The sequence below is a fragment of the Sphaerospermopsis kisseleviana CS-549 genome, assembly GCF_028329225.1.
Lineage (GTDB): Bacteria > Cyanobacteriota > Cyanobacteriia > Cyanobacteriales > Nostocaceae > Sphaerospermopsis > Sphaerospermopsis kisseleviana.
This window is the reverse complement of sequence record NZ_JAQMTI010000039.1, coordinates 1-16,842: the sequence shown is the minus strand read 5'-3', so window position 1 is coordinate 16,842 and position 16,842 is coordinate 1. Positions and strand designations below refer to the sequence as shown.

The window sequence follows — 16,842 nt, the reverse complement described above, 5'->3', positions numbered from 1 at the left end:
CATACTCTATATGGGAATGAATTATTAAAGGCTCTGCCTTTTGTAATAAAATTAAAGTCAGAGACTCTATGATAGCATTCCCAGTCAGAGACTGGGAACGAGAGAAGGAGTGAGACAAAAATCCTGTAAATCCTTTAATCCTGGACATTCTGATTCTGACAAAAAATTCTCACAATCAACTCCTGACTAATTCCACATTTACCAACCTCTGCAAAACCTGTTTCAAAACCATCGCAGTCCAATCAATATCCGCTTCCGTTGTCTGTTTTCCTAATGTTAACCTAATTCCTCCTAAAGCAGCTTTTTGAGAATATCCCATTGCTAATAAAATCGGACTAGGATTTAATTTACCACTATTACAAGCAGCACCCGCACTAATACCAATTCCCGCTAAATTTAACTGACGAACTAAAGTTTTACCACTGATTTTTTCACCATCTGCATATTCTAAACAAAAACTCAGATGATGGGGTAAACGATTAATCATATCACCAGTAGGAATTAAACCGGGGACATTTTCTAACAAAGAAAAGAGGCGATCGCGCAATTTTATTAATCTTATTTTTTCCCCTTCTAACTCCTTTCCAGCTAACTCCGCAGCAACCCCAAAACCAGCAATAGCGGGAGTTGCTTGTGTACCAGAACGCAATTTTTTTTCCTGGCCACCACCACCCAACAAAGGTATTAACTCCACCCCTGGACGCACATATAAAGCACCCGCACCCAAAGGACCATATAATTTATGACTAGAAATACTCAATAAATCAACAGGTAAATTATTCACATCTATCGCTAAACGTCCAGCAATTTGTACTGCATCTGTATGAAATAAAGCATCATGTAATTTAGCAATCTTTCCCAATTCTACTATAGGTTGAACCGTCCCCACTTCGCTTTGTCCATAAATCATAGATACTAAAACTGTATTATGTCGTAAAGCTGCTTTTAAATCTTCAGGATTAACTCTACCTTGTGCATCTACACCCAACCGGGTGACATCCCAACCCCAACTTTCTAACATTCCCACTGGTTCAGAAATAGCCGAATGTTCCACACTAGAAATAATAATATGTTGCGGTACAGCATAACATCGAGCTACACCCATAATCGCTAAATTATCTGCTTCCGTTCCCCCAGAAGTAAAAATAATTGATTCAGGAACAGCATTGATTAAACCTGCAACTTGCATCCGCGCAGTTTCTAAAATTAAAGCTGCACGGTTGCCCCATTCATGTAAACTAGAAGGATTACCCCACTGTTGAGTTAAAACTGATTGCATAACAGCGATCGCCTCAGGACGAGGGGGAGTAGTAGCACTGTAATCTAGATAAATTTGCATAAAATCAATAATTTTGATAATTTAACATCTATTATGGGCAATAATAAATTATTAGGAGTCAGGAGTCAGGAGTCAGAACTTTTTGCTTTCTTAGAGGATATTTTAAAAGTTGTATCTCGTATTTTTATCACATTTTTACCCCCCTTAATCTCCCCTTATCAAGGTAGGAAACAAGAAAATCCAGTTCCCTCCCCTTACCAAGGGGAGGGTTAGGGAGGGGTATAAAATATTTGATACATCAATCATGACTTTTCAAACACCCTCTTAGCACTCACAAAAAATACCTATCTCACCTCTTTACTTCCTGTCCTTCCCTTCTTCATTGTTCGTTCTTCCATGAATTGTACATAACTTCTAACTTCCTTAATTATCCCTTATTTATTTGTATCAGATTATCATGTCCATTTTTCCCCATCTTAAGTTTTTATCTTATATATTTTTCTTTTTGTTTACTCTCACCAGTTGTCAAAAAGTCAACTCTTCAAATCAATCTTCAAATCAAAGGTTAGCACCACTACTCCAAGATCAATTAATTCAAGTTTACTTCAATCATTCCCAAGCGTCAGAATATCAAGAAACCTACCGACAACAAACCCGGTTAGGAGATGATTTAGAAAAACAGATTCTTGATCTTATTTCCCAAGCCCAATTTACCATAGATATAGCAGTCCAAGAATTACGTTTACCAAAAATTGCCCAAGCATTAGCAGAAAAACAAAAATCTGGCGTTAAAGTTCGGTTAATTTTAGAAAACAACTATTCTCGTCCTTGGAGTAGTTTAACTGATGTAGAAGTTAAAAAGTTAGAAGGAAGAGAAAAAGCAAGATACAAAGAATTTAGAAAATTTGTTGATATTAATCAAGATAATGAAATCACACTAGAGGAAATCAATCAACGTGATGCTTTAGTCATTATCAAAAATAGTAAAATTCCCTGGATAGATGACACAGCAGATGGTTCTGCTGGTAGTGGTTTGATGCACCATAAATTTATCATTGTTGATAATCGTTTTGTGATAATTACTTCTGCTAATTTTACTTTCAGTGACACTTCAGGAGATATTAGCAATTCTAGCAGTTTAGGTAATGCAAATAACTTATTGAAAATTGATAGTCAAGACTTAGCTAATTTATTTACCGAAGAATTTAATATCCTCTGGGGTGATGGACCAGGAGGAAACCCAGATAGTAAATTTGGTGTTAACAAACCTATACGTAAACCCCAAACAATTACTTTAGTCAACAATCTAATTACCGTCAACTTTTCCCCTGTTTCTCCCACTCAACCTTGGAATAATTCTAGTAATGGTTTAATTTCCCAAACCTTAGATAAATCAAGTAAAAATATAGATATGGCATTGTTTGTATTTTCCGATCAAAGAATTGCCAATATTTTGGAAAATCGCCATAATCAAAATGTAAAAATTCGCGCTTTACTTGACTCACAATTTGCCTATCGTTCCTACAGTGAAGCTTTAGATATGATGGGTTTAGCTGTAATTGAAAACTGTAAATATGAAGTTGATAACCGTCCTTGGCAAAATCCTATTACTAGCGTTGGAATACCCACATTAGCAACAGGTGATTCTTTGCATCATAAATTTGGGATTATTGATAACACAACAGTAATTACAGGTTCTCATAATTGGTCAGAAGCAGGAAATCATAATAACGACGAAACTTTGTTAATTATTGAAAGTCCTACAGTATCTGCACATTTTCAGCGTGAATTTAACCGTCTTTATTCTACCATAGAAACAGGATTGCCGTCAACAATTCAGGCAAAAAATGATGCTGAAATTAAACAATGTCCGCAAATAAAAACTCAATCATCTATTCCTGATTTTACCAATCAAAAAATTAATCTCAACACAGCAATACAAGCAGAATCATAAACCATTAATAGACCATTAATGGTGTAGGTGACAAGTTAGCAAGCAAAAATTGACATCTTTATAAAACTTATAATAAATACCGGGTATTAGTGCTAAAATTTGATAATAATGGTAATATAATGTAAGTTAGTAGGAATATTAAGTAAATCAAGTTTCAAAAACTTGTAATCATTGAGTATTAGTCAGATAATTAAAGTATTAAAAATGGTTGTATAGTCCGTATATTACCTACTATTAACATGAAGAAAAACCAAGAGAATTTATATAAATATAACCTATGCTAATTATCAAAGACGAAATAAAAATTCGTCCCATGCAAAATCATAAACATGACTATTTATTAATGGAAAAATGGCGCACAGATGAAAAAGTATTACAATTCTATGGGGGAAGAGATCAACCTTATGATTTAGAGAAGGCAATCAAAACCTATAAGCCCAGAATATTAGGAAAAGAATCACTTATTCCCAGGATTTTCTCATATCAAAATATAGACATTGGTTATTTACAATATTATGAACTGAATAAACTACCAGAACATATTAGCAAAATGTATTCTTTACAAGATACAAATAATGTCTATGGCATTGACTTATTTATCGGTGAAACTCAATATTGGAATCAGGGAATTGGGACAAAAGTGTTATCTTTAGCGATAGAATATCTATTTAACACCCTGCAAGCGTTAAAAATAGTAATTGATCCTAATGTAAAAAATCACCGTGCTATTCGCTGCTATGAAAAATGTGGGTTTGTGAAAATTAAGCTGTTACCATGTCATGATCTACACGAAGGTAAATATCAGGATTGTTGGCTAATGGCAAGAGAACGTAATATAGCAGGTGACAGGTGACAGCTGACAGGTGACAGTGTGAAAAGTCTTTTACCTTATGGCTTTTGATATAAATTGCGTATCTGATTCAAGTCCATATCACAATAAATCATTACACTAAGAATAACACTAAAAATAAATCAACCTGCTAGAATTTAGCCTCTGAGCAAAACCATGACACAAACAACTACAAAAACAACTACAAAAATCTGTATACTAGGTGGAGGCTTTGGAGGTCTCTACACCGCCTTACGGTTAAGCCAGTTACCCTGGGAAAATACACCCAAACCTGAGATAATCTTAGTAGATCAGAGCGATCGCTTTCTATTCTCTCCCCTACTTTACGAACTCCTCACTGGCGAACTACAAACCTGGGAAATAGCCCCACCATACCAAGAACTGCTACAAGGGACAGGAGTACGTTTTCATCAAGCCACAATCTCAGAAATCGACACCGACAAACAACAGGTACAATTGCAAGATGGGCAAAAAATCGACTACGATCGCCTAGTATTAGCATTAGGTGGCGAAACACCCCTAGATTTAGTACCCGGTGCAGTCAACCATGCTTACCCCTTCCGTACCATCACGGATGCTTATCACCTAGAAGAACGCCTGAGAATTTTAGAAGCATCAAATCCTGAAAAAATTCGTGTTGCCATAGTTGGCGGTGGTTACAGTGGCGTAGAATTAGCTTGTAAACTAGCAGATAGACTAGGAGAAAAAGGCAGATTTCGCCTGATTGAAATCAGTGATCAAATTTTAAGAAATTCCCCAGAATTTAACCGCGAAGCCGCAAAACAAGCCTTAGATGCTAGAGGCGTGTTTATAGATTTAGAAACCAAAGTATTATCAATAGGAGAAAATACCATTTCCCTGGAGTATAAAAATCAAGTAGATGAAATTCCTGTAGATTTGGTAATTTGGACAATCGGTACAAGAGTTTCCCCAGTGGTAAAAAATCTACCCCTCAAGCAAAACCAACGCGGACAAATCACCACTACAACCACATTACAAGTCTTAGAACATCCCGAAATTTTCGCTTTAGGAGACTTAGCAGACTGTAAAGATGCAGAAGAAAAACAAGTACCCGCAACCGCCCAAGTAGCATTTCAACAAGCAGATTATACAGCATGGAACATTTGGGCATCTTTAACAAATCGTCCTTTACTTCCCTTCCGCTATCAACAACTAGGGGAAATGATGGCTTTGGGAATAGATAACGCCACCCTCACAGGTTTAGGTGTTAAACTCGATGGTTCTTTAGCATACATCGCCCGTCGGTTAGCTTATTTATACAGATTACCAACCTTAGAACATCAGTTAAAAGTCGGGTTTAATTGGTTAGTTAGTCCGATCATTAAAACACTTTCTCAGTAAAATAGGTAATCGGTAATTGGTAATTGGTAATTGCTGATTGGTAAGAATAAACTCTTCCCTTTTGCCTCTTGCCTTTTGCCTCTTGCCTTCTTACTGTCACCTGTCACCTGTCACCTGATCTCCTTATGAAAAAACCAAAAGTTATTTTTTTAGATGCTGTAGGTACACTATTTGGTGTTAAAGGTAGTGTAGGGGCAATTTATAGTCAAATAGCCCAGGAATTTGCCGTTACAGTTGCCCCAGAAATTTTAAATAAAGAATTTTTTAAAAGCTTTAAAGCAGCACCACCACCGATATTTCTTGATCCAGATATTAAAGATATTCCCCAACGAGAATTTGACTGGTGGCGGATCATCGCCCTCAATACCTTTGAAGGTGCAGGGGTACTCAGGGAATTTTCTGATTTTTCAGCTTTTTTTAGCGAACTTTATATACATTTTGGTACTGCTGAACCTTGGTTTGTTTATCCAGATGTTCCTTTAGCTTTAGTGAACTGGCGACGGTTGGGAGTTGAGTTGGGTGTTTTATCTAACTTTGATTCTCGGTTATACTCAGTATTACAAAGCTTAGGACTCAGAGACTATTTTAAATCTATTACCATTTCTACCCAAGTACGTACAGCTAAACCAGATCCGGAAATTTTTAACATAGCTTTGCAAAGTCATAACTGTTCACCAGAAGAAGCATGGCATATTGGCGACAGCATTACAGATGACTATCATGGCGCAAGAAAGGCTGGTTTAAGGGGTATTTGGATTAACCGCCAGTAAAATTATTAAATAACTCACCAAATTTTGGTGATGAATTGTTTGGTTATATCCGCTGGGATAAAAATACTAACTGGGAAGATGTGGACGGACTAGAAGCAGCTAAAAATCTGCCACCGACTTTAAAACAGCACTTAAAAATGGGTTAAACCTGAAAATAGCTGTAAATAGTTTCCTATAATCAACAGGAATATTAAGATAAGACGCTAGGGATATTCTGTATAGACCGATATATACCAGGAGTCAGGAGTCGTAGGGGCGAAGCTTGAAGGCGACCAATGATCAATTTTATGAAAAGGCTATTTTTCTGCAAGGGCGAAGCATTCGGGCGACCAATGATCAATTTTATGAAAAGGCTATTTTCCGAATGCTTCGCCCCTACTTCGCCCGTACAGGAGTCAGGAGTAAAACCCTATTAGAGTGAGAGTTTCATGATTCATTGATGTCCTAACTACTCTGTCTACGGCTATATTTGAGAGTCTATCCCGTCATCCACTGTTTGTTGTTGAATCTATGAAGTCTTATTTAGCCGCCGCTATTCAAATGACCAGTGTGCCTGATCTAGAGAAAAATTTGGCACAAGCAGAAGAATTTATTGATCTGGCCGTGCGCCAGGGTGCTGAGTTAGTGGGTTTGCCAGAAAATTTCTCTTTTATGGGAGAGGAAAAAGATAAACTTGCCCAAGGAGATGCGATCGCCCAAACAACAGAGACATTTCTCAAAAAAATGGCGCAACGCTTTCAAGTTACTATCCTGGGCGGCGGCTTTCCTGTACCTGTAAATAGCACAGGTAAAGTTTACAATACGGCTTTACTTATTGATCCTAATGGTCAAGAACTTGCTCGCTACCACAAGGCACATTTATTTGATGTCAATGTCCCTGATGGTAACACCTATCAAGAATCTAGCACCGTTATGGCTGGTAAGGAATTACCCCCAATCTATTTTTCGGAAAACTTGGGTAATATTGGACTTTCTATTTGTTATGATGTCCGCTTTCCAGAATTATATCGGCATTTAGCAGATAAGGAAGTCGATGTTGTGTTTGTTCCTGCGGCTTTCACGGCTTTTACAGGGAAAGACCACTGGCAAGTATTATTACAAGCTAGGGCAATTGAAAATACTTGTTATGTCATTGCACCGGCTCAAACTGGTACTAACTATGCTCGTCGTCAAACCCACGGACACGCCATGATTATTGATCCTTGGGGTGTAATTTTAGCTGATGCGGGGGATAAACCAGGAGTGGCGATCGCTGAAATTAAACCTTCTCGTTTGGAACAGGTGCGCCGTCAAATGCCATCTTTACAGCATCGAGTCTTTTAGCAAATTAGATCCCCGACTTCTTGAAGAAATTGGGGATCTAGCTACAAATATCAATGATCAAAATTGAGTTTTCATACCTTCGGTGTAAATATTATCTAGGGTTTGCTGAAAAAAAACCGGGAACCACAAACGCCCCCGGTTTATTTATCTATAGGTATAGCAAGGCTATACCCTATTTTATTTTTGAGAAAAAATTAAACTTTAGCAGCAGCTTTCATTACTAATTCGCCTTTAGCGTATTTAGCAGCAAACTCTTCTAAAGAAACTTGTTTGATCTTGCTTGCATTACCAGCAGTTCCAAACTGTTGATAACGGTCAGCACAAACTTTTTGCATATACTTAATCGAAGGCTTCAAGAAATGACGAGGATCAAATTCCTTGGGACCTTTAGCCAAAGCTTCACGTACAGCCGCAGTGATAGCCAAACGGTTATCAGTGTCAATATTTACCTTACGCACACCACTCTTGATACCTTTTTGGATTTCTTCAACAGGTACACCGTAGGTTTCAGGAATAGCACCACCAAACTCGTTGATCAATGCAATTAAATCTTCGGGTACAGAAGAAGAACCGTGCATTACCAAGTGGGTGTTAGGTAAGCGGCGGTGAATTTCTTCAATGCGGCTGATCGCTAAAATTTCGCCAGTGGGTTTACGGGTAAATTTATAAGCACCGTGGCTAGTGCCAATAGCAACAGCCAAAGCATCTACTTGGGTAGCTTCTACAAACTCAACAGCTTGATCAGGATCGGTTAACAATTGAGAATGATCCAGAGTACCTTCAAAACCGTGGCCATCTTCAGCTTCACCAGCACCGGTTTCTAAAGAACCTAAACAACCTAACTCACCTTCAACGCTCACACCCAAAGAGTGAGCAACATTGACAACTTCTTTGGTGACAGCAACGTTATATTCAAAGCTGGCAGGAGTTTTAGCATCAGCTTCCAAAGAACCATCCATCATCACGCTGGTGAAGTTGTTCTTGATAGCTGAATAGCAGGTAGAAGGAGCATTACCATGATCTTGGTGCATGACAATGGGAATATGAGGATAGGTTTCTACCGCTGCCAAAATCAGGTGGCGCAGAAAGTTTTCACCAGCGTAGTTACGAGCGCCGCGAGAAGCTTGTAAAATTACAGGGCTATCTGTTTCATCGGCAGCTTTCATGATTGCTTGAATCTGCTCTAAGTTGTTAACGTTAAAAGCAGGGATACCGTAACCGTTTTCAGCAGCGTGATCCAAAAGTAGCCGCATAGGTACAAGCGCCATAGATAGTCCTCCTAATGTGTTTGTCAGCTAATCAGTTTTAGACAGGCGTAATGTTTACGCTAATCTTAAGAGTTTTTTCAACTTATAGGAAATTATATCTAGTATGGGGTGTTTATGTTGAAAAAGTTTGCTGTCTTACTCTATCAAGGTAATCTATAGTTTCCATGTACTGTTGTCATATTAGCTACTGTCAACAGTGTTGGTTTGGTAGGCTAGGTGACTGGTGACTGGTGACTGGGAATAATGGATCTGTTGTTTGCTTCCTAACTCGCCACTTTTGACTTTTGACTTTTGACTTCCCCAAGGGCGCTCCTGCTTCCTTGCTGACTACAGCAGTTTTCATGTCTTTAGACCACAGTCAGGGCGAAGCATTCGGATGATAGTCTTAGGTAAAAACCGATAATTAATTGTCCGAATGCTGATGCTTCCAGCACGCTTCGCGAACGCCCCTACATTTTTGACGCGAAACCTAAATCAAAATGCATAAGGTAACATCAACAAAAATTGATAGGGAATATTTGCACCCAAGGCTTGTATTCTCATGGATATCAAGCTTTGGATCGGGTTCAATCTAGCGCAAATCAAGTAAACTTAACTAAATTGTTGTGCATAAAACCGCGCATATCTTCCTTCTAATGCTAACAATTCTTCATGATTTCCTGATTCGACAATTTGCCCTTTTTCTAAGACTAATATGCGATCGCATTTTCTCACTGTTGATAATCTGTGAGCAATAATTAATACAGTGCGATTTGACATCAATCTTTCTAAAGCCTCCTGTACCAAAGCTTCTGACTCGGAATCTAAGGCTGATGTCGCTTCATCTAGTATCAAAATTTGCGGGTTTAAGAGTACAGCACGGGCGATCGCTATTCTCTGTCTTTGTCCTCCTGATAAGTTTACACCTCTCTCACCTACCCAAGTTTGATAACCTGCGGGTAATTGCATAATAAATTGATGAGCATTAGCGATTTTTGCCGCTGCTTCTACTGCTTCCATTTCAAAGGTTTCTTGTCCAAAAGCAATATTTTGAGCTATTGTTCCTGAAAACATAATTGTTTCTTGGGGAACTATACCAATTTGTTTTCTCAAACTATTTAATGTCACATCTTTAATATTAACATCATCTATAAAAATATCCCCAGATTCAGGATCATAAAACCTTGGTAATAAATTCACAAATGTAGTTTTTCCCGCACCGGAAGCACCGACAAGTGCAATAGCTTCTCCTGGATTTACTAATAAGCTAATATTATTTAATACCAGTTCACCAGGTTTATAAGAGAAACTTACATCACGATATTCAATTTTACCATTCACATCAGGAAGGGTAATAGAAATTGGGTTTTCTAATACTGTCGGTTGAATAGCTAATAACTCAAAAACCCGATCAACAGAAGCCTCACCTTGTTTAAATTCATTATAATTATTGGTAGTATGACCAATAGGATCAATTAACAAAGCTGCTGCCGCTAAATAACTGAAAAATTCACCTACTGTTAAATTATTTTGGGAAATTTGCCAAGCTCCCACCATCAACAAAGATAAAGCACTGACAGCTTCTAAAAAACCCACAATGGGAATTTGTATTGCTTTTAATCTTTCGGCGGAATATTTAGCTTTTAAAGTTCTTTCTGCTTCATGACTAAATCTATTAATTTCGTAATTTTCTGCGGCAAAAGCTTGGATTAAACGAATCCCACTGAAAACTTCTGTTAAAATAGCTGATAAATCAGAAATCCGGTTTTGACTTTTGAGCGAAAATTTGCGTAAACGTTCCCCAAACCAACCAATTAAAATTCCCATAATTGGCGCTACAATTACCGTAGCTAGGGTAAGTTGCCAATTTAAATAAATCATGTAAATGGGAATAGCAATTAGTTGTAAAACACAGGGAATCAAATCATGAAACACCTTATTTACAACTTCCCCAACTCGGTCTACATCTTCTGTTAACCTATAAGATAAATCTCCAGCTTTTGCAGTTTCAAAATAACTGAGATTGAGTTTTTGTAAGTGGGTATAAACCTGTTGACGGAGATAAAAAGCAACTCTTAAAGCTGCTTTAGCCATATATAAATCTTGCACAGATTGGAAAAAACCACGCACAAGAAATACTAAAGCACAAACACCCGTTAATTGAGCGATCGCCACTACATTACCCTGTCCAAAGGGAACTGCTAATTTACCAGCTAAATTAATCAACGTTAATGTAGCTAAAACATAGCCTATAATACCCACAAATCCCTTAGCAATAATTTCCCATTGCTTGCGGATATAGGGTAAAAGTAACCAATAATTAGAACGATTTTTCATTAGTTATTAGTCATTAGTTATTAGTTATTAGTTATTAGTTATTAGTCATTAGTTATTGGTGATGAGTCATTAGTTACAGCACTTTCCGGTGTAATGAGGTACACTATGGGCGGGCAAGATGCCCACCCCACAAGAATTTTATTATTATGATTTGTACCTCATAGCAATGAAATCTGCTGTATTAATTGATATTTACCCAATCACCAATCACCTACCTAACCAAGCTTTAATCACATCCAATAAACTAGAACCACCCCAAACCAAAGCTAGTAAAATAGAAGTAGTTAAAATTCCCCCCATTAAACACAGAACCAAACCGCCTAAACTAATAGCACCATCATCCTCAGACAAACCAAAAGCAGTCACAAAAATGCCCATTGCTGGTAAAGTATTAGTACCAGGGATGGGAATCATCATAGAAATAGCCATGAGAGCGATCGCCACTCCAATAGTTACTATACCTGGTAATGTGGTACAAATATAAGAAATACGGGGACGAGCGATCGCCTCAATTCTTCGCAACCAAGGCAGTCCCGCTTTCAGAAACCCCTGAACGGTAGAAAGTTGAATTTGATGGTTTAGCATTTTAGCAGGTAGCCAAGGAGTTTTAGCACCTGCAACCAACTGCACTGCTAACAAAAAAATCAGCATTCCAAAAGGTGTTGAATAACCAGGTGCGGGAAGTGGTAAAGCAGAAGGTAAAGACAGAATAACCAGCAAAAACCCAAAAATTCTTTCCCCAGCTAATAACAAAATATCTGCCAAAGTTACTTTTTCAGGACGTTCTTCTTCAAAAAAATAGCGTTGTAATTCGTTAGACAGTTTAGCCATAAGAGCTTTTATAGTTCCTTAGAAAGAGATTTTAACCTTTATTGACCCTATTTTCTTTGATAAAATGCAAATTGCCATCAAACAACGTGCATAAAATCAGACTCAAAAGTAGCATCCAACATCTTAACCTTATGCAATCAATAAAATTAAAAAACCGTATGAAGTTGAGATAAAGTTATCTTAGATGAAGTGCGTAAGAAGTTAAACAAAAAAATGCAAAGATACCTAAAAGTAATCAGACTTTTTTGGAGTGCAGCCATTTCGGCAGAGATGGAGTATCGTCTCAACTTCATCATAGCTACCTTGAGCAGCTTAGGCAATCTTGCGGGTAGTATTTTTGGCTTATTCTTATTTTATCGCACAGGTTACACCTTTCCTGGCTGGTCTTGGGATGCAGCTTTAATAGTTTTAGGAATTTTCACCCTCTTGCAAGGTTTTTCAGCTACATTCCTCGCTCCCAACTTAAACCGCATAGTTCGTCATGTGCAAGAAGGTACATTAGACTTTGTATTATTAAAACCCATCCGCAGTCAATTTTGGCTTTCAACTCACACCCTATCACCCTGGGGATTACCAGATTTAATTTTTGGTTGTGTCATCATTGGTTATGCAGGTAAACGCCTGGGTTTAGGAATAAATGATTATTTATTGAGTATATTTCCTTTAGGTTGCGGTTTAGTCATTCTTTACAGCCTATGGTTTATGCTAGGTTCTACCAGTATATGGTTTGTGAAAATATACAACGTTACTGAAGTATTAAGAGGTTTATTAGAAGCGGGTAGATATCCGATTGTAGCTTATCCCGCAGCTTATAGAGTTTTCTTTACCTTTGTAGTTCCAGTTGCATTTTTAACAACAGTTCCCGCGCAAGCTATGTTAGGTGAAAGTCAGTTAAGTTGGTTTATGGGTGCTGTATTTTTAGCGGTGGTGTTATTTTTTGTTTCTACTTGGTTTTGGCGGTTTGCTTTGCGGTTTTATACAAGTGCATCGAGTTAGGTGAAGATAGACCTTTAGATACCCGACTTCTTGAAGAAGTCGGGTATCTATCTCACCTAAGTAGTTTCATCTTTAATGATCTTGACAAAAATTGCTCACATATTCGCTTCGATAAATTATTGTTTTGGTATCTGAAAATCTGCGGCTTTAAATGATTTTCTATCTCTTTTTCTATCATAACTTTCTTGTAAAATAAAACTTACTCTTTGCTTTTCTTTACGCAAAAATTTAGGTAACTCCTTTTGTAAGAAGAAGACACGATTTCCAGTATCATCTATAATCCATCCATGAGCTTGGTTAGGTGGTAATGATTCAATTGTACCGCAATAACGGGGAATATCCTGATATAGAATTTCTTTCCAGAATTTTCGACATATTTGATTTAATTTAGTGATATCCCCCTCAAATTTAGTGAATGTTGATTGCTGGTTAGTGATTTCTTGGTTAATTTTTGTTTGTAATTGTTGTAAGGTATCTTTGACTTTCCAGCCCTCGCTTTCTCGAATTGCTTTAGATAGTTCTAAATGTTGTGCAGACATTTCTAACTTTCCTAATAATAAGCTTTGCTGACAAATTTTTTCATATAAAGTCACTTTAATTTTATCTTCTCCTGGAGATAATGCAGCTTGACAAGCAAACTTTAGGGCTGTTTCTGGCTGATTAATACTTAAATATATATCTGATAAATCCTGGTAAATATACCATTCTTCTCGATGTTTTAGTAGGATATCCTTCAACTCAACAATTGCTTTTTCTTCTTCTCCTAGATTAGCTAATGCCAAAGCAGAGAATCTGTAAAAATTCATCTCTCTTGGGTAAATCTTAATTGCTTCTAATGCACAAACACGAGCTTCTTTCCATAATTCAAGTTCAATTAGACTTTTTACCTTAGCAAAGAACCATTGTTCTTTTCTAGATCTGCCTCTGTTAGCATCAACAATTATTGGTTCATCATTCAATTCTTCAGGATTTATAAAATTACACCATTCCAGAACAATATCCCACTTCTCTTTTTGTTTAGCAGTTTTAATCACAGCAAAGACAGTTAATTCTTTAGCTAAAGTATTTGGTTGTAAACTCAAAATTGTTTTAGCAGATTCTATTAGTTGGTATAAATTTTCTTTAGATGCTTCGGGTTTAATAGTATCATCATAATATGCCCAAACTAATTCATCTTTAATATATTTATTACCAGGAAATTGATTAAGTGCTTTATTTCCTTGTCTAATAGACCATGATGGATACCCACCTTTACGTAAACAACAAAGATAACGACTTGCAGCATAAGCATTATTTTCATTTTCCCATACTTGCCGAAAAAGTGTTCCTGCTTCCTTCCATTGTTGCTGTCTAAGTAGTTCAGTAGCAGTGTTCATTAATTCGTTTTCAGTCATAATTATTAATCCCTCATACAGTAATATTTCTATTGCTTGAATATGTCAAAAATTAAATTATTATTTAACTCAGATGTTAGTTTAGATTGATGATTAATATATAAACTTAAATATTCCTGAGCGCGAGTCATGGCAACATAAATCTGCCTTCTTGCTAAAATTTCAGCGTCTTTTTTACCAATAGAATCATCAAACTGTTCTAACCAAATTAATAAGACTGCTTTAAACTCTAACCCAAGAGATGAAAGCATAGTTATCATTCTCACACCTTCTCTTTCTCGGTTATATTGTCTCTTAGAATTATCATTTTGATTAACCCAATAAGTTGATATACCTTGCTGATTGAGTTTTTGGATAATAGAATTTAATCTTGGTTCATCCTTCTTACCTGCTTGTCTATATAAAATAGCTATATCACGATCATCAATATTTAATGATTTTAAAGAATGGATAGTTGATATAATAGATTTTTCTTGTTCATCAGGTGTGCTGCTTATATAAATTTTTGGTTTATCCCCCTGTCTCAATGCTAAATTGGGTTTAACCAGAGGGAAAGTTACATCCTCATCTTCTAAAGGTTCAACTAAATCAGAGACACGGTTTAAAATACTCAATGCAGATGATAGAATTTGATGAGTGTTACGGTAGTTTTTGTCTAAGTCAAATTTCTTGCTAAAAGTACGGCCTTGTGCCTTAACTCCTACATCTCTCCACTGAAAATTAGACCTTTTATAAAGACTTTGGTTGCCATCTGCAACAATCATTAAATCACCATTTTCACTATCTTTCAGAGCATTCACACAACACTGAAACCAAATAGGAACAAAAGTATGAGCTTCATCAATAAAAATAGCATCCCATTTTTGTTCTTTTGAATATTCAGATAATTTATCAATAACTATTTTACCTGTATATTCGTCCCGATTTCCTTGAACTTGACTGGGTAATGTACCTAAGACAGATTTTGCCCATACATCAAAATTTCCGACTTCAATATTTTGATAGTGTTTATTTTGTGAATCTTGATGAAGAACTGATTTTATATAGGCTGCTAAACATACATTGAAACACAGTATTAATATTCTTGCATTATGATTTTGGTTAATTAAGTATTTAGCGCGTGATATTAATAATAGGGTTTTCCCTGAACCAGACACCCCAAAGAAGATACGATGACCATCTCCTATACTTTTAGCCAAAGATTCTTGTTTACTGTCTAATGTTGTTAATATAATATCGCTTGGTAAAATTGAAAATTCAGAATTAACACTTTTTAATGTAGCTTTTTCTTGTCTAATAACAATTTCAGGATATATAATTCCTTTGATGGTACTAATCTGATCAGGCGTTAAAGGAGAGAAAACAAAGTTAATTCCAAACATTTCTTGAAAACGCTGGATAATTGTTTCTTCTTTAATGCAATCTTTTTCCCATGTCAATAATTCATCACGATAAATTACACTTTTTATTGGTAGTACATCAATTAAATTATATCTATTAGCCTGTTCATCAGTTAAATTAGACATAACTGCACCAACACCAATAGGAAAACATAAATTTCCTTGATATTTGCCTGATTGGTTAGTTAATACTCTAGATTTTTTTAGAAGATTTAATAGTTTATCAAGATAATCTTTACCTTGACGTAAAGGAGATTTCTGTTTTTGAATTGTCTCTAAATCATTTTGATTATTCTCTATTTCAAAACTATCATAGGAAGCTGTAAGTATATGTTTGAGATACCATCCTTTAACTTCTATAACAAGTAGTCCAAAATCAGGGGATAAAATAATAAAGTCAGGATAACGATCATCTATTCTGGGTTCATACCAAACATAAAAATTATCTGATAGCTTATTTTTGAGAATATTGTATAATCTTTTTTCTCCCTGACTAGCTTTGTCAGGAATAGAGAACGGTATCATAATTGCCATATTGAACTATTTATAATTTTACCGCTATCAATTGTAACACTGTATAATATCATAGCAATGCTTGACAACATTTCTTAATATAGGAGAATTTTTTAGATACTTTCGATACTTAGGAGTTGCTAAGTCGTGGAAAAACCTGAGTAAAAAAACATAAAACTTCTGATATTGTAGTTGGGCTTTAGTCCTTACAAAACAACAAACCCCCTCATTATGAAAATGAAGGGGAATGTACAATATTAAACCTGGCATCGAGCTATTGTGACGGAGGGCAACCCCTCAACTATCGTCGCCGCAACAGCGTTTCACCTCTGAGTTCGGGAAGGGATCAGTGTGGTTCCACCGCGCCATAGACACCAGGAAAATCCGTTGGGAATTGATAATTGACAATTGATAATTGAAAATTAAAGAATTATCAATAATCGTTCAAAACCCTGAAGACTGCAAGTAACGCGAATATTAGCAATGTGAGAGGTCAAGCCCTCGGTCTATTAGTACCCCTCTGCTACATACATTACTGTACTTCCACATAGAGCCTATAAACGGGTGTTCTGCCCGTGACCTTACC

13 protein-coding genes and 2 rRNA genes are annotated in these 16,842 nt (G+C 36.5%); 6 read left to right on the top strand and 9 right to left on the bottom strand.

Translation table 11 applies throughout. The features are described 5' to 3' along the window. Window positions 1-175: 175 nt before the first annotated feature. Window positions 176-1,339 carry a cysteine desulfurase family protein gene (locus PN497_RS02935; RefSeq protein ID WP_096567591.1) on the bottom strand — a complete coding sequence of 388 codons (1,164 nt, stop codon included), beginning with the start codon at window positions 1,337-1,339 and terminating at the stop codon, window positions 176-178. Between the two features lie 397 nt (window positions 1,340-1,736). On the opposite strand from PN497_RS02935, the gene PN497_RS02930 reads away from it, so the two are divergent. The 5 genes from PN497_RS02930 (at window position 1,737) to PN497_RS02910 (ending at window position 7,538) form a co-directional block, all read left to right on the top strand. Continuing rightward, window positions 1,737-3,233, top strand: a complete 1,497-nt coding sequence (locus PN497_RS02930) for a phospholipase D-like domain-containing protein (protein WP_347237727.1) — start codon at window positions 1,737-1,739, stop codon at window positions 3,231-3,233. A gap of 277 nt (window positions 3,234-3,510) precedes the next feature. Next, window positions 3,511-4,086: a GNAT family N-acetyltransferase gene (locus PN497_RS02925; RefSeq protein ID WP_096567587.1), complete on the top strand. Its 576-nt coding sequence runs from the start codon at window positions 3,511-3,513 to the stop codon at window positions 4,084-4,086. A gap of 153 nt (window positions 4,087-4,239) precedes the next feature. Then, window positions 4,240-5,445 carry an NAD(P)/FAD-dependent oxidoreductase gene (locus PN497_RS02920; RefSeq protein WP_096567585.1) on the top strand — a complete coding sequence of 402 codons (1,206 nt, stop codon included), beginning with the start codon at window positions 4,240-4,242 and terminating at the stop codon, window positions 5,443-5,445. Window positions 5,446-5,570: 125 nt separating this feature from the next. Continuing rightward, window positions 5,571-6,215, top strand: a complete 645-nt coding sequence (locus PN497_RS02915) for an HAD-IA family hydrolase (RefSeq protein ID WP_096567583.1) — start codon at window positions 5,571-5,573, stop codon at window positions 6,213-6,215. Between the two features lie 510 nt (window positions 6,216-6,725). Beyond that, a complete protein-coding gene (locus PN497_RS02910; RefSeq protein WP_096567581.1) occupies window positions 6,726-7,538 on the top strand; it encodes a carbon-nitrogen hydrolase family protein in 813 nt (270 codons plus the stop codon). Between the two features lie 194 nt (window positions 7,539-7,732). On the opposite strand, the gene fba is transcribed toward PN497_RS02910, so the two are convergent. The 4 genes from fba to PN497_RS02890 all read right to left on the bottom strand — a co-directional run bounded on the left by fba (window position 7,733) and on the right by PN497_RS02890 (window position 11,953). After that, complete coding sequence (gene fba / locus PN497_RS02905) at window positions 7,733-8,806, bottom strand: class II fructose-bisphosphate aldolase (RefSeq protein WP_096567579.1); 1,074 nt, start codon at window positions 8,804-8,806, stop codon at window positions 7,733-7,735. A gap of 190 nt (window positions 8,807-8,996) precedes the next feature. After that, window positions 8,997-9,149: a hypothetical protein gene (locus PN497_RS02900; protein WP_193944387.1), complete on the bottom strand. Its 153-nt coding sequence runs from the start codon at window positions 9,147-9,149 to the stop codon at window positions 8,997-8,999. 248 nt (window positions 9,150-9,397) lie between these two features. Beyond that, window positions 9,398-11,122: an ABC transporter ATP-binding protein gene (locus PN497_RS02895; RefSeq protein WP_272109558.1), complete on the bottom strand. Its 1,725-nt coding sequence runs from the start codon at window positions 11,120-11,122 to the stop codon at window positions 9,398-9,400. A gap of 207 nt (window positions 11,123-11,329) precedes the next feature. After that, window positions 11,330-11,953: an exopolysaccharide biosynthesis protein gene (locus tag PN497_RS02890; RefSeq protein ID WP_096567575.1), complete on the bottom strand. Its 624-nt coding sequence runs from the start codon at window positions 11,951-11,953 to the stop codon at window positions 11,330-11,332. 213 nt (window positions 11,954-12,166) lie between these two features. Between PN497_RS02890 and PN497_RS02885 the strand changes: the two genes are divergently transcribed. Continuing rightward, window positions 12,167-12,949, top strand: coding sequence for an ABC transporter permease (locus PN497_RS02885; RefSeq protein WP_096567573.1), 783 nt, complete (start codon window positions 12,167-12,169; stop codon window positions 12,947-12,949). 116 nt (window positions 12,950-13,065) lie between these two features. On the opposite strand, the gene PN497_RS02880 is transcribed toward PN497_RS02885, so the two are convergent. From PN497_RS02880 to PN497_RS02865, 4 genes are all read right to left on the bottom strand, one after another. Further along, window positions 13,066-14,343, bottom strand: coding sequence for a tetratricopeptide repeat protein (locus tag PN497_RS02880; protein ID WP_096567571.1), 1,278 nt, complete (start codon window positions 14,341-14,343; stop codon window positions 13,066-13,068). Window positions 14,344-14,372: 29 nt separating this feature from the next. After that, on the bottom strand, window positions 14,373-16,277 hold the full coding sequence (locus PN497_RS02875; RefSeq protein ID WP_096567570.1) for a nuclease-related domain-containing DEAD/DEAH box helicase: 1,905 nt from the start codon (window positions 16,275-16,277) through the stop codon (window positions 14,373-14,375). Between the two features lie 240 nt (window positions 16,278-16,517). After that, window positions 16,518-16,635, bottom strand: a 5S ribosomal RNA gene (gene rrf, locus PN497_RS02870). A 110-nt stretch (window positions 16,636-16,745) separates the two neighbouring features. After that, window positions 16,746-16,842, bottom strand: a 23S ribosomal RNA gene (locus PN497_RS02865); the annotation flags it as partial.

Bases quoted from the DNA above. Each gene is read 5' to 3' on its own strand.
- PN497_RS02935 (WP_096567591.1), bottom strand. From the start codon at position 1,339: ATGCAAATTTATCTAGATTACAGTGCTACTACTCCCCCTCGTCCTGAG.
- PN497_RS02930 (WP_347237727.1), top strand. From the start codon at position 1,737: ATGTCCATTTTTCCCCATCTTAAGTTTTTATCTTATATATTTTTCTTT.
- PN497_RS02925 (WP_096567587.1), top strand. From the start codon at position 3,511: ATGCTAATTATCAAAGACGAAATAAAAATTCGTCCCATGCAAAATCAT.
- PN497_RS02920 (WP_096567585.1), top strand. From the start codon at position 4,240: ATGACACAAACAACTACAAAAACAACTACAAAAATCTGTATACTAGGT.
- PN497_RS02915 (WP_096567583.1), top strand. From the start codon at position 5,571: ATGAAAAAACCAAAAGTTATTTTTTTAGATGCTGTAGGTACACTATTT.
- PN497_RS02910 (WP_096567581.1), top strand. From the start codon at position 6,726: ATGAAGTCTTATTTAGCCGCCGCTATTCAAATGACCAGTGTGCCTGAT.
- fba (WP_096567579.1), bottom strand. From the start codon at position 8,806: ATGGCGCTTGTACCTATGCGGCTACTTTTGGATCACGCTGCTGAAAAC.
- PN497_RS02900 (WP_193944387.1), bottom strand. From the start codon at position 9,149: ATGAAAACTGCTGTAGTCAGCAAGGAAGCAGGAGCGCCCTTGGGGAAG.
- PN497_RS02895 (WP_272109558.1), bottom strand. From the start codon at position 11,122: ATGAAAAATCGTTCTAATTATTGGTTACTTTTACCCTATATCCGCAAG.
- PN497_RS02890 (WP_096567575.1), bottom strand. From the start codon at position 11,953: ATGGCTAAACTGTCTAACGAATTACAACGCTATTTTTTTGAAGAAGAA.
- PN497_RS02885 (WP_096567573.1), top strand. From the start codon at position 12,167: ATGCAAAGATACCTAAAAGTAATCAGACTTTTTTGGAGTGCAGCCATT.
- PN497_RS02880 (WP_096567571.1), bottom strand. From the start codon at position 14,343: ATGACTGAAAACGAATTAATGAACACTGCTACTGAACTACTTAGACAG.
- PN497_RS02875 (WP_096567570.1), bottom strand. From the start codon at position 16,277: ATGGCAATTATGATACCGTTCTCTATTCCTGACAAAGCTAGTCAGGGA.